Annotated in this window: 14 protein-coding genes; 4 read left to right on the plus strand and 10 right to left on the minus strand. The window is 43.3% G+C overall.

All coding sequences use genetic code 11. From position 1 onward, the window contains the following. Nucleotides 1-386: 386 nt before the first annotated feature. On the plus strand, nucleotides 387-794 hold the full coding sequence (locus R7P64_RS07215) for an H-NS family nucleoid-associated regulatory protein (RefSeq protein WP_005378185.1): 408 nt from the start codon (nucleotides 387-389) through the stop codon (nucleotides 792-794). A 126-nt stretch (nucleotides 795-920) separates the two neighbouring features. Here R7P64_RS07215 and R7P64_RS07220 read toward each other — a convergent pair whose 3' ends face one another. Together R7P64_RS07220 and R7P64_RS07225 are read right to left on the minus strand one after the other, a co-directional pair. Beyond that, nucleotides 921-2,225, minus strand: a complete 1,305-nt coding sequence (locus tag R7P64_RS07220) for an inosine/guanosine kinase (protein WP_132936560.1) — start codon at nucleotides 2,223-2,225, stop codon at nucleotides 921-923. A gap of 117 nt (nucleotides 2,226-2,342) precedes the next feature. Beyond that, a complete protein-coding gene (locus R7P64_RS07225) occupies nucleotides 2,343-2,612 on the minus strand; it encodes a hypothetical protein (protein WP_171345320.1) in 270 nt (89 codons plus the stop codon). A 188-nt stretch (nucleotides 2,613-2,800) separates the two neighbouring features. On the opposite strand from R7P64_RS07225, the gene mnmA reads away from it, so the two are divergent. The 3 genes from mnmA to purB all read left to right on the plus strand — a co-directional run bounded on the left by mnmA (nucleotide 2,801) and on the right by purB (nucleotide 6,077). Next, nucleotides 2,801-3,925 carry a tRNA 2-thiouridine(34) synthase MnmA gene (gene mnmA / locus R7P64_RS07230; RefSeq protein WP_005378192.1) on the plus strand — a complete coding sequence of 375 codons (1,125 nt, stop codon included), beginning with the start codon at nucleotides 2,801-2,803 and terminating at the stop codon, nucleotides 3,923-3,925. A gap of 10 nt (nucleotides 3,926-3,935) precedes the next feature. Next, nucleotides 3,936-4,553, plus strand: a complete 618-nt coding sequence (gene hflD / locus R7P64_RS07235; protein ID WP_005378194.1) for a high frequency lysogenization protein HflD — start codon at nucleotides 3,936-3,938, stop codon at nucleotides 4,551-4,553. Nucleotides 4,554-4,706: 153 nt separating this feature from the next. Beyond that, nucleotides 4,707-6,077 carry an adenylosuccinate lyase gene (gene purB / locus R7P64_RS07240; protein WP_005378198.1) on the plus strand — a complete coding sequence of 457 codons (1,371 nt, stop codon included), beginning with the start codon at nucleotides 4,707-4,709 and terminating at the stop codon, nucleotides 6,075-6,077. A 132-nt stretch (nucleotides 6,078-6,209) separates the two neighbouring features. Here purB and R7P64_RS07245 read toward each other — a convergent pair whose 3' ends face one another. From R7P64_RS07245 to R7P64_RS07280, 8 genes are read right to left on the minus strand one after another with little or no spacing between them, the layout of a single operon-like run. Beyond that, on the minus strand, nucleotides 6,210-6,743 hold the full coding sequence (locus R7P64_RS07245) for a DUF3833 domain-containing protein (protein WP_104975218.1): 534 nt from the start codon (nucleotides 6,741-6,743) through the stop codon (nucleotides 6,210-6,212). Continuing rightward, complete coding sequence (locus R7P64_RS07250; protein WP_017821712.1) at nucleotides 6,743-7,336, minus strand: chalcone isomerase family protein; 594 nt, start codon at nucleotides 7,334-7,336, stop codon at nucleotides 6,743-6,745. Before R7P64_RS07250 ends, R7P64_RS07245 begins: the two co-directional genes overlap by 1 nt. Then, a complete protein-coding gene (locus tag R7P64_RS07255) occupies nucleotides 7,296-7,808 on the minus strand; it encodes a DUF2878 domain-containing protein (protein ID WP_167415124.1) in 513 nt (170 codons plus the stop codon). The genes R7P64_RS07250 and R7P64_RS07255 overlap by 41 nt, the downstream gene beginning before the upstream one ends. A gap of 6 nt (nucleotides 7,809-7,814) precedes the next feature. After that, nucleotides 7,815-9,071, minus strand: a complete 1,257-nt coding sequence (locus R7P64_RS07260) for an SAM-dependent methyltransferase (protein ID WP_017821710.1) — start codon at nucleotides 9,069-9,071, stop codon at nucleotides 7,815-7,817. Then, complete coding sequence (locus tag R7P64_RS07265) at nucleotides 9,065-9,883, minus strand: DUF1365 domain-containing protein (RefSeq protein WP_213876594.1); 819 nt, start codon at nucleotides 9,881-9,883, stop codon at nucleotides 9,065-9,067. The genes R7P64_RS07260 and R7P64_RS07265 overlap by 7 nt, the downstream gene beginning before the upstream one ends. Nucleotide 9,884: 1 nt before the next feature. Then, nucleotides 9,885-11,195 carry an NAD(P)/FAD-dependent oxidoreductase gene (locus R7P64_RS07270; protein WP_053349496.1) on the minus strand — a complete coding sequence of 437 codons (1,311 nt, stop codon included), beginning with the start codon at nucleotides 11,193-11,195 and terminating at the stop codon, nucleotides 9,885-9,887. A gap of 12 nt (nucleotides 11,196-11,207) precedes the next feature. Further along, nucleotides 11,208-11,933, minus strand: a complete 726-nt coding sequence (locus R7P64_RS07275; RefSeq protein ID WP_047100788.1) for an SDR family oxidoreductase — start codon at nucleotides 11,931-11,933, stop codon at nucleotides 11,208-11,210. After that, on the minus strand, nucleotides 11,930-12,349 hold the full coding sequence (locus R7P64_RS07280; protein ID WP_005378211.1) for a nuclear transport factor 2 family protein: 420 nt from the start codon (nucleotides 12,347-12,349) through the stop codon (nucleotides 11,930-11,932). Before R7P64_RS07280 ends, R7P64_RS07275 begins: the two co-directional genes overlap by 4 nt. Nucleotides 12,350-12,646: the final 297 nt, after the last annotated feature.

The raw sequence follows: 12,646 nt of genomic DNA on the forward strand, positions 1-12,646 counted from the left end.
TTATTTATGAAACATTATTACTACCTTAGAAATATCATGGTTTATCTTATATCAATAAATTAAGGATATATGACACACCATTAAAGATGGATGCTTCATATTTTTAAGTAATAACTCAAATTTTTTTATAAAAAACCAAGCTGTCGCTCTCTCTATACAATAATGATTGTTGATTTTAGTTCTCATCTAATAATGATTTATTTCGAGTGTAATAATATTAATTGCTTTAAAAAATAGTCAAATTTAAACAAAATCTTGATTTAGCATTTGCACATAAGGAAAAGATAAAGTTAAATATAAGGACTCTTTGTTTATTTATAGATTGGCATTATTTAATCGTAACGATAAAAAGTGCCCAACACATTAACCTTTTAATAGGAATCGTTATGTCAGAGCTGACTAAAACCCTTCTAAATATCCGTAGCCTTCGTGCATTTTCTCGTGAGCTGACTCTAGAACAATTGGAAGAAGCTCTAGATAAACTCACTACTGTCGTAGATGAGCGTCGTGAAGCAGAAGAAGCAGAACGCGCAGCACAAGCAGAGCAAGAAGCTAAGCTTGCAGAGATTGCTGAGAAAATCGCTCAAGACGGTATTGACGTAGAAGCACTTATTACTGCGCTATCTGGCGAAACTAAGACGAAAGGCAAAGCGAAGCGCGCACCTCGCCCTGCTAAATACAAATACACAGATTCAAACGGTAATGAGAAAACTTGGACTGGCCAAGGTCGTACACCTTCGGCGATTCAAGAGCAACTTGATGCAGGTAAATCTCTGGATGAGTTCCTAATCTAGATCCGTGCTATTTTTAAAAGGCTCCCATAGGGAGCCTTTTTTATTTAAACCATTACAAATAAAAAAGCACATTTCTTAATGTGCCTTTTACTTTAGTTACAGAATAGTTAATTAAACCGCTTCGTATTAACGTTCCCAGTATGCTTCTTCTAGGCTATCTTCTCGTTCAGGAAGTCCGCGCGACAATCGTGGTGAATGTTGCACGAGAACTTCGTAGCTCGCGCGGTTTGCGTATTTGCAGACTTGGGAAAAAGAAGAGTAAGTTAAATACTCGTTACTGTGCTTGCTTGAATTAGGCACATTTTCTTTATGGTATTTATTTGCTGCCATATCATGAAGAACAGCAGATAACGCGGCATCACCTGCGCCATTTGTATTCTTAATTTTTTCTGGACCACCCATATATGGCGAGATATGCGAGTACACTTTTATTGGCGCCTCGCATGAGTCTTTTTTCGCCGGACGACTAAATTCATAACGATTAAATTCAGCAATTGACCCTGGAAGTAATGGCAAAGAAGTTTCGCGCTTCGCGCTATCTTCCGTATACCCAGCCATAAATAGACCTACAGGACCCGCCGTGCACAATACTAGATCAGCCCACTCCAATGTTTTATCAGACGCAGCAAGTGGATCAGATTCCCCCGTCAGTGCTTCTGCTTCATCTTCATTCATCGCAACGACTGAAACGTTATCTCTAATGAATTCTTGCCAATATTTAGGGTCATCTTGAATAACAAACTTTGTGCCTAAAGTCAGAACAACAGGCACATCATTCTTTTTCGCGTACTCAATTGCTTTCATTGTTGCTTCCGGCATTGGGTCGCCGTCTTTGCAACGTACTAGATATGACGTCAGTACAAGTGCTGATGCATTTTTAAAGATTTTCTCTGGAATGCTATCAGGATGGAGTTGGTTCATTTGCCCTTCGCTGATAGCAAAAGTACGTTCACCGTCTTCTGTGATAAGAGCAAAACAACGGCCAATTGCACCATCTACACCTTGTAGGTAGTTCAAATCCATGCGGCTTGATGTATTACAAAGATAACGGTAACCGTAGCTGCCAATCTTAATATCCTGGCTCATCACTCCAAGTAGTGTGGAGCGATCATCCGCTAGCACGGAGTAGTTATGTAGCGTGTTACCAATTGTACCGCCCGCATACTCATTGGTAATCAAGTTCTCTTCTTTCAGTTGCTGGTATAACTCTTCTGCTCTTTCGTCATCGATAACCAGAGAGTGACCTTTACTCAGACCGTACTTTTCAATCACATCCGTTGTAACTTTTGCTTCAATATCAACCAAGGTTTGGTCAATACCAATGATGTGAGTGCGCGTCATCTTCTTGCTTTCTTGTGCTTGGCTCACCAGCGGGTCACGAGCATGAACAGGAAAATAGTGCTTCGATTTGCGTTGTCCAGGAAATTTCATATTGTCAGTCTGAGTAAGGGGATGAAAAGGAGAGCGGATTCTATACCGCTAATAATAAAGCAGCAATAAAAGCGATTATAGCAAACGTTTGCTGACTACTTTTTTCTTTTAGGTGGCTTATTCACCTTCCATAAAGCTGAGATCTGGTAGTTGCTCAAGGTGCTCGCTATAACGCTTTAGGTTGAACTCACCTTCATTCTTCATTACATCAAAAATCTCAATTGACATCGCACATGCGATCATCGCAACCGCATCTTCACGTGGTGTGCCAGTCATCATTAAACGCATAAGGGTTTCTTTTACTTTAAGCGGGTTGCCATCTTCGAGCTGATTTTCAACAATTTCAATCAACTCACTTTCTTGCATAAATTGGTTTTCTTCTGTCATTTGATGTTTCCTCTTGGATTTTGGCCAACTATGCCATATATACCTCTTCTATACTTGCGAAATTACTCGTTCGAATCTTTGTTGAAGAAAAATTCAGCGAAATGAATTGTGATTTCGATCTCGGATCTGTCACCGGTCTGTGGATTCTGATAGAATCTGCATCCCGTTTATTTAAGTGGTGTTTAGTAATGTCTGATAACAGCCAAAAGAAAGTCATCGTCGGTATGTCCGGCGGCGTTGATTCATCTGTTTCCGCGTATCTTCTAAAACAGCAAGGCTACCAAGTAGAAGGCCTTTTCATGAAGAACTGGGAAGAAGATGACAACGAAGAATATTGTACAGCGGCAGAAGATCTTGCTGACGCTCAGGCAGTATGTGACAAGCTAGGCATCCACCTACACACTATCAACTTTGCTGCCGAATACTGGGATAACGTATTTGAGTACTTCCTTGCTGAATACAAAGCTGGCCGTACTCCGAACCCTGACATTCTTTGTAACAAAGAAATCAAGTTCAAAGCATTCCTAGAATTCGCTGATGAAGTACTTGATGCTGATTACATTGCAATGGGCCACTATGTGCGTCGCTCTTTCCCAGAAAACGGTGAAAAACCACAGATGCTACGTGGTCTAGATGGCAACAAAGATCAAAGCTACTTCCTGTACACATTAAGCAACGAGCAAATCGCACGTAGCCTATTCCCTGTTGGTGACCTAGAGAAGCCAGAAGTACGACGCATTGCGGAAGAGCAAGATCTAATCACGGCGAAGAAGAAAGACTCTACGGGTATTTGTTTCATCGGTGAACGTAAGTTTACGGAATTCCTGGGTCGCTACCTTCCAGCTCAGCCTGGTAATATCGAGACTCCAGAAGGCGAAGTGATTGGTCAACACCAAGGCCTGATGTACCACACACTTGGTCAGCGTAAAGGTCTACACATTGGTGGCCGTAAAGGCGGCGGTGGTAACGAGGACCCATGGTTCGTTGGTGAGAAAGATCTAGAACGTAACGTTTTGATTGCCGTTCAAGGTAAAGACCATCCAATGTTGAAATCAGAAGGTCTACTTGCATCACAACTTCACTGGGTAGATCGTGAGCCAATTCGCGATGTTATGAAGTGCACAGTGAAAACTCGTTACCGTCAGGAAGATATTCCTTGTACAATCATCCCTATCGATGATGAAAACATTAAAGTTATCTTTGACGAGCCACAAATTGCTGTAACTCCAGGTCAATCAGCAGTGTTCTACAAAGGTGACGTGTGCCTAGGTGGCGGCATCATCGAGCAACGCATTAAATATTCTCAAGCTTAGGAGTCGTTACGTGGCGAATACACTTTATGACCGTACTATCGCTTTCGCTGGGATTTGCCAAGCTGTTGCTTTAGTTCAACAGGTAGCGAGAAACGGACATTGTGATCAAGATGCTTTTGAAACATCAATCAACGCTATTTTGAGCACGAACCCTGCTAACACAGTTGGCGTATTCGGTCGCGAAGCCGATCTAAAGCTCGGCCTAGAATGCTTGGTTAAAGGGATTGATAGCACACCATCAGGCAGTGAAATTACTCGTTACATTATTAGTTTAATGGCGTTAGAACGTAAGTTAAGCTCTCGTAACGATGCTATGTCTCAGCTTGGCGACCGTATTCAAATGGCCAAGCGTCAGTCAGAGCACTTTGAGCTACTAGACGATCAAATGATCAGCAATTTAGCGAGCATCTATCTGGATGTCGTTAGCCCTATTGGCCCACGCATTCAAGTAACGGGCACGCCATCTGTACTGCAGCAGACGGCAAGCCAACACAAAGTTCGTGCGCTGTTGTTATCTGGCATTCGTAGTGCAGTTCTTTGGCGTCAAGTTGGTGGTAAGCGTCGCCACCTAATCTTCGGGCGCAAGAAGATGGTAGAGCAAGCACAAATCCTTCTTGCTCGTCTGTAGTAAAATATCAAATAAGCAGCTCGCGTTTATCGCGAGCTCATTTTTTTCGACTAAAACAAATCTCGCGCAAACGTTTGCGCAATATTCGTGACAATTGCCACAGTTATTGGTATAAAGCTCACGAAATTTAGAAACCCAATTCAGGAGAACATCATGGAACTGTCAGCATTGACTGCTGTTTCACCAGTAGACGGCCGTTACGGAAGCAAGACAATTGCGTTACGCGAAATTTTCAGTGAATACGGTCTACTAAAGTACCGTACTATCGTTGAAATCCGCTGGCTACAAAAGCTTGCTGCTACTGCTGAAATTGCAGAAGTGCCAGCGTTTAGCGCAGAAGCAAACCAATTCCTAGACGACCTTGCTGCAAACTTCTCTGAAGAAGATGCACGCCGTATCAAAGAGATCGAGCGTACAACTAACCACGACGTAAAAGCGGTTGAGTACTTCCTAAAAGAGAAAGTAGCAGACGTTCCTGAACTGCACGCAGTAAACGAGTTCTTCCACTTCGCATGTACTTCTGAAGACATCAACAACACATCACACGCTCTAATGCTTAAAGAAGCGCGTGAGAACGTGATTCTTCCAGAAATCCGTAACCTAATCGACGCTATCAAAGCACTAGCAGTGGAATACCGCGACATTCCTCTTCTATCTCGTACACACGGTCAGCCTGCTTCTCCATCTACTATGGGTAAAGAAATGGCAAACGTGGCGTACCGTATGGAGCGTCAATTCAAGCAAATCGAAAACGTTGAGATCCTAGCGAAAATCAACGGTGCAGTAGGTAACTACAACGCACACCTTTCTGCTTACCCAGAGCTAGATTGGCACAAGTTCTCTGAAGAGTTCATCACAGAGTCTCTAGGCGTAACTTGGAACCCTTACACAACTCAAATCGAACCGCACGATTACATCGCTGAGCTGTTCGACGCTATCGCTCGTTTCAACACTATCCTGATTGACTTCGACCGTGACGTTTGGGGTTACATTGCACTAGGCCACTTCAAGCAAAAAACTATTGCTGGTGAGATCGGTTCTTCAACAATGCCTCACAAAGTTAACCCAATCGACTTTGAAAACTCAGAAGGTAACCTAGGTCTTGCGAACGCTGTATTCGGCCACCTAGCACAGAAACTGCCTATCTCTCGTTGGCAACGTGACCTAACTGACTCAACGGTTCTACGTAACCTTGGTGTTGGTGTTGGCTACGCTATCATCGCTTACACTTCTACGCTTAAAGGCATCAGCAAGCTAGAAGTAAACCGTGAAGCGCTTCTTGCTGAACTAGACAAGAACTGGGAAGTACTAGCTGAGCCAGTACAAACAGTTATGCGTCGTTACGGCATCGAGAAGCCATACGAGAAGCTGAAAGAGCTAACTCGTGGTAAGCGTGTAGACGGCGAAGCAATGCGTAACTTCATCGACGGTCTTGAGCTTCCTGAGCACGAGAAAGCACGTCTGAAAGAGATGACGCCAGCGAACTATATCGGTCAAGCAATCGAGCTGACAGATAAGCTGTAATCCTCCTGTAACGACCAGATACCTAAAAGGTTGACGCGAAAGCGTCAACCTTTTTAGTTAGGAGAGTTAGGTCGGGAGAAAATAATTTTAGTTATATGGCATGGATTATTAATTGAAGATCTTCCCCATTTGTTATGGCTGCTTTTGGAAGAACAAGGTTATTGTTCCTACTTCCACACCAAACTTTTTTATTTTCGTTAGATTGAAAACGTGTCTGTCATCCTGACGGTAAAGCCAATCATCAAAAGCAACCGTCACTGATGAATCCTCCATTTGTAGCTCAAAGTCATATTGCCACTGTAGCGCATTGCCCTGCTCTTCCCCTGTTGCTACACCTATAATATCGTCTGCCTTACCTTCATAACTACCGTCTTCTAATCTAGTGATAACCCAAATTCGCTGGTCCACCTCTCCGTCATCAAACGCGAAGTCTTCCACTAGCGTCAGCGTATCACCTTCTACAGTACCCACTATATCGACTTCAAAGCGACGGGTTTGCTGTTCGGTATAATCTTGCACCATCCCCCACGCCTTTATGTCGCCTTCGAAATAACCGAATACGTCAAAAGTCGGTGTAGAAGAGCGGTAATTATCAATGTCTGCGGAACATGCCGAAAGAAAAACAGCTGCCACTAAAGTCGCTGATTTAAAAATTCGTTTAAGCACTATCTAACCTGCCCTATCAATTGTTTTCGGAGTTTCGGAAATTCTGTGTTGGGTGATAACCATATAGCTAAAAATGCATCGTTCATTCGTTCGTCTTCAATGATGCCAACGTTCTTTACTTGCACGTCCCCAACCTGCTTATAAAAAAGCTGACCAGATTTTCCATCTGTTAGATAAGTAAGCTCGTCACCTTTTTGAATATCAGGAAACATACGATCGAGCTCGCTGATCCAAGCTTTTCGATATGAGTCAGTAAAACCCAATTTCGCCCACTGCTCATCCGTCACATCAAGCAGCTGTTGCTTACTGATGTCTCTCTTGTAATTAATTTCCAACGCAAGGGGATGTGGCGATACGTCATCGCTTACGATGAACTTTCCATCAGGCGCTTTTAATCTTGAGTGATAAATATCGAAGATGAACCAAGTAAGTTGGGCTTCTCCAACAGTTTTCCATCCCTTCCAATTCGCAATGTTGCTTGCGGCTTCGCTATTTCCAACAGGTTGAGCTTGCAGAGCAAAAGAGCCAGTTACTATTACCAACGCAAGCAGCCTAGTCAGCCTCTGAGTTAAGTCTCTCTTCAAGCTTTTCATTTCCGTACACCTTGAGTATCAAGAGCATCATGACGCACCATTCGACAAACAACATTGCCAGTGTAGCGCCAGTGCTAAATCCAAATTCAACGGCTTGGAGCTTATAGCCAGCAAAGTAGCTCGCTGTTCCTCCGAGTCCGCCTACTATTGATACGTAGGTTTTTGGGAAACGGTACAAAATTGACTTGAGTTGATAGGCATACCAGGCGAACAGAATCCAAAGGCACAAAAGCCAAAGGGGTAACCATTGAGTGGCAAACATGAAAATTGAAAATTGCTGATTTAATGTATCAAGCACGAGACCAATCGTGGCGATAACACCAATACTTTTGAGCGAAGATGCGTCAGTTTTCAAACAATATAGTAGGGTTGCCAAAGTAAGGAATAACGTCCCCCATTGCCATTGATAGGTTCCAAGCACCGCTGCAAACCAGCAGAGTTGGAACCATGTCGAAGCAAGAAACACCTTCATAACGAACTACGGGCGTTGAAACGTCATGTGAACGGCACTGATCGTGCGAGCCAAAAAGCCACCTTCACAGTAGCTCAAATAGTAGCGCCACATACGCACAAAGCGGTCGTCGTAGCCAAACGAGCGCACTTCATTCTCTGCTCGATTAAAACGTAGGTGCCATTCATTCAGCGTCTTAGCGTAGTCCAAACCAATATCGAACAAGTCTCGCGTCACTAAGTCACTGTATTTTGTTGTGGCTTGGGTTAGTGAGGTTACCGACGGTAAAAAACCACCCGGGAAAATGTACTTTTGGATAAAGTCGACGTTGTTACTGTAGTAATCGTAACGCTGATCGGCAATCGTAATTGCTTGAATCGCCATCAAGCCACCGGACTTCAACAAAGACTCGCAGACCTTAATGTACGAAGGCAGGAATTGTTTGCCCACAGCTTCAATCATTTCAATAGAAACGAGCTTGTCATAAGTGCCAGTTAAGTTACGGTAATCTTCTTTGAGTAGTGTGATTTTATCTTCTAAGCCACGCTCTTTGATTTTTTGCTCCGCGTACGCGTGTTGCTCTTCAGATATCGTTGTTGTGGTGACCTGACAGCCGTATTGTTCGGCCATGTAAATCGCCATAGCGCCCCACCCTGTGCCAATTTCAACAACATGATCAGTGGGCTTCAGCTCAAGTTGCTGACATAGACGATCCATTTTGTTGATTTGAGCCTGCTCTAGAGAGTCATCCGCATGATTGTAAAGCGCCGAAGAGTACAGCATGTTGGTATCAAGGAACGCTTCGTATAAGTTGTTACCCAAGTCGTAATGCGCATGGATATTTTTACGTGAGTTCTCTTCAGAGTTTCTGTTTGACCAATGACTGAACTTGTACAGTATTTTAGTCAACCAACTGCCTTGCTCTTCGAGTTTATCTAGAGCACGCATGTTAAGGGCCATCAGTTTCATTAATGAGGTTAAATCGGGGCTATCCCACCACCCATCCATATAAGCCTCACCAGCAGCAATACTGCCGCCCTGCAAGATCCGTGAATAAAAGCCTGGATGTTTTACCTCTATAGTAGCGACAACAGGTTGACCACTGTACTCCCCATTTGGCGCACTAAAACGCTCGCTTCGCTCTGTCGTTTCCGTCTTAAAACTTTCAATAACTGTTAAGCAGCCGATTTCCATTTTTTGCAGACATTGAAAAATAACTCCGCGAGCCGCTTTTTGCGTTGTCGTCAATTTACGCGGCAATGTCATAGAACTAGTATTTAACATGCAGAATTCTCCTTGTGCTTTTTATTTTTTTTGTCTGTTTTTTCAGTATCGGCTTCTATTTCTTCATGCGTTGAATATTTAGGATGAGAATAAAAAGGTGCGCCTTTCACCCAAAGTTTTAATGCGTGCCAATAAATACCAACCATTACTTTTACCGTTTGTATTGGTGTAACGATCAAACACCTCAATAAGGTTTTACTTGAAAGTGGCTTGGCTTTCATAACCATGGTGGCATCAAAGTGTTTCTCTCCTTTGTGACATTCAAGATGAATATTCAACTTGTCTGTCAAAGGTTTAATTCTCCAGCGGTAGAGTTGGTCAATCGGGTTGAATGGTGAAACATGGAATGCTTTATCTTGTTCCCAACCAAACTTTTCTTCTTCTTTATCTGCTGACACCACGTAGTAATGTCGTTCATTCCAAGGAGTGTTACTCACCTCTGCGAGGAGATACTTCCATTCTCCTTCCGTGTTATAAACGTAGTAGAAATTAACGGGACTGAAATAAAGTCCTAGATAACGCAAGTGACAGACTGCGATTACCTTGCCGGTACAGCGAACACCTGTCAGTTCTTCAATTTTGCTGTGCACTGCCGACTTGACGCTACCTTCACCAATGTAATCACTGCGCTTAAAGCGAGCCCAATGCCACCAACGCGAACCAAAAACCCATACTTTTTTCTCTAAAGCATCGATCTCGTCTACATCGATGGCGGGCATAAATAAAGAGTAGTTCAACTCATGATTCACAGGCGTGAATCGACGGTGACGAACGTTGCCTATAAACAATCGGCTGTTCATTTGGCTATCCATATCACGCTGCGCCTTTTTCGAAAGGAACCACATTTTGTTCGCGGTACTTTTCTTCTAGTTCTTTCACAACATCAAGCGCGCTACGCACGCCATCTTCATGAAAACCGTTGTACCAATAAGCGCCGCAGAACCAGGTACTTTGTTTACCCTGTATCTCATTTTTGCGCTGCTGCGCTGCAATAGACTCAGTGGTGAATACTGGATGATGATAAGTGAACGAACGCAAGACTTTATTTGAGTTAATTTGCTCAGTACTATTCAACGTTACACAAAACGTGTGTTCTGATTGAATATGCTGAAGAATGTTCATGTTATAAGTGAGCGAAGGGAGGCGTTGCTGTTCCTCCTCACTGCCTTCCAATAGGTAGTTCCATGATGCCCATGCTGCCTTACGTTTTGGTAGTACGGCAGAGTCGGTATGAAGAACAACTTCATTTGCTTGGTATGTCATATCCCCCAAGATTTCCTGCTCAATTGGGCTGATATCCTCTAGCATTCTCATTGCTTGATCACTGTGACAAGCAAAGATAACGTCATCAAACCAATGCGTTTCTCCGCGAACTTGAACGCCAACCCCTTTTTCGTTGCGAACCACTTTTTCGACAGGACTATTAAGACGAATATTCTCGGCAAAGCCTTTGGTCAATGGTGGAATGTATGAACGTGAACCACCTTTAATCACATACCATTGTGGTCGGTTAGTCACATCTAGCAGACCGTGGTTGAGGAAGAAACGTAAGAAGAACATAAGAGGGAATGCGCGCATGTCAGCTAAAGTCGACGACCAAATCGCAGCACCCATCGGTAAAATGTAGTTATCGGTAAAGAAAGCACTGAATTTGTGTTCGTCAAGGAACTCACCTAACGTCTGAGAGTGCGTGGACTGCTCGCTAGCGAAGCGCTTGGCAAGTTTATTGAAACGAAGTATCTCGAAGATAAATCGATAAAATTTAGGGTTTGCCCAGTTACGTTTTTGAGCAAACAATGTCGACACTGTGTGGCCGTTGTACTCTAGTCCGTTCCCATCATTTCTGACACTGAAGCTCATTTGAGTCGGCAGACCTTCAACGCCAATCTCGCTCATCATTTTAATGAAATTAGGGTACGTACGGTCGTTATAGACGATGAACCCAGTATCTATCGCGTATTCTTTACCATCAAGGCTCACATCAACGGTTGCAGTATGGCCACCGATGTAATCGTTCGCTTCAAACAGCGTTACATCATGTTCTTTATGCAAGTAATAACCACAAGTAAGGCCAGAGATTCCCGTTCCCACAATCGCTATCTTCTTTCTTCCTGCTGTTTTCATTTTTATTCCTTCTTATGATACGAGTTTAGCAGTTAGGCGAGCTTGCCAACTGTATGGAAGTAACGAGATAAAACGTAAAATACTGGTAAATCTCGCCGGGAAATAGATATAGGTCTTGTTGGCGGCTAACTGCTTCCTGATAGAGTCCGACGCTTGCTGAGTAGAAATGATCATTGGCATTTCGAAGTCGTTTTTGTCAGTCAACGGCGTTTCAACAAAACCAGGAAACACCGTTACCACTTTGATCCCTTTCTTTTTCAAGTCGACGGCGAGCGTGCGTGCAAAATAACTGACTGCCGCTTTGGATGCGCCGTAAGCTTCTGCACGAGGCAGTGCCACTTCTGATGCGATAGAGCCAACAATAACAATGCGGTGCCCTCTCTCTAAATGCACTTGGCAGCCTTCAACGCAGTTGGCAACACCGACAACATTTACGTTCATCACACGCGCCATGAGTTTCGCGTCGACCACTCCCTCATCCATGTACTCACAATCGCCTGCGTTAAAAACCCATGTATTTGGCGTAAAGGGCAAATTAGAGAGCGCCTGCTGAGTTTCCTCATAATTTGTCACATCAAACTGCAATGTATGAATTTTGGAGGAAACTGCCTCCAGTTCTGCAAGAACATCTTGATTCCGACCACAAGCAATCACATTCCATTCTGAGTTCGCGTAATCTAGGGCAAGCTGTCTTCCTATTCCGGAGGTGGCGCCTGTGATTAAGATGGTGTTGTTCATTGTCCTAACCTCTGCTTGATGGTTTTAACGACTGAACCAAGTAACGGTAAATGCTCATAGAGCATCTCTCCGAGATCAAAATAGTCTCGGTGATAAATGACCTGACCTTCGCTAAATTTGAGGTGCGAAACACCATTGACGAGAATAGGCGCACCCTTCTGAAGTTTGGGATGCTGAAGGTCCATTGTCCAAGTTAGGAAGCCTGTATCTCCGACTTGTTGATGCTCATGGATTACAAAATCACAACTGATGACGTTGGCATATAATGAGGTGAAATAATCCGAAAGTGCTGGCCATCCTTCTAAACGATGCGCTGCGTCCTCAAATACTACATCTTGGTGATATATATCCTTAAGTAGATGTAAGTTCGCTTTGTTGAGCTTTTGATAGATATTGCCAACAGACTGTATGTCCATTTTTTACTCCTACACGCCCATTAAGTTGTACAAAATTATTATATGTACAAGATAGTTCATTCCACCAAAGTTGTACAAAAATAATTTTGTATAACTTTATTTCTGTAAGTAGTACGTGATGAAGTTCGCACGCGATCAATCGGCGAAAAAAAAGGCTTGGTCAAAACCAAGCCTTTTCAGCAGATTAATGTGCCGTCCTAAATAAGGTTGACACTTTCTACCCCCAAAATTGGAGAGTGTTATGAAATCAACAACTAAAAGAACTCAGCGCGATTACTCCCTCGCTTTTAAACTCAC

The sequence above is a fragment of the Vibrio sp. 2304 genome, assembly GCF_033339475.1.
GTDB classification, from domain to species: Bacteria; Pseudomonadota; Gammaproteobacteria; order Enterobacterales; family Vibrionaceae; genus Vibrio; species Vibrio alginolyticus.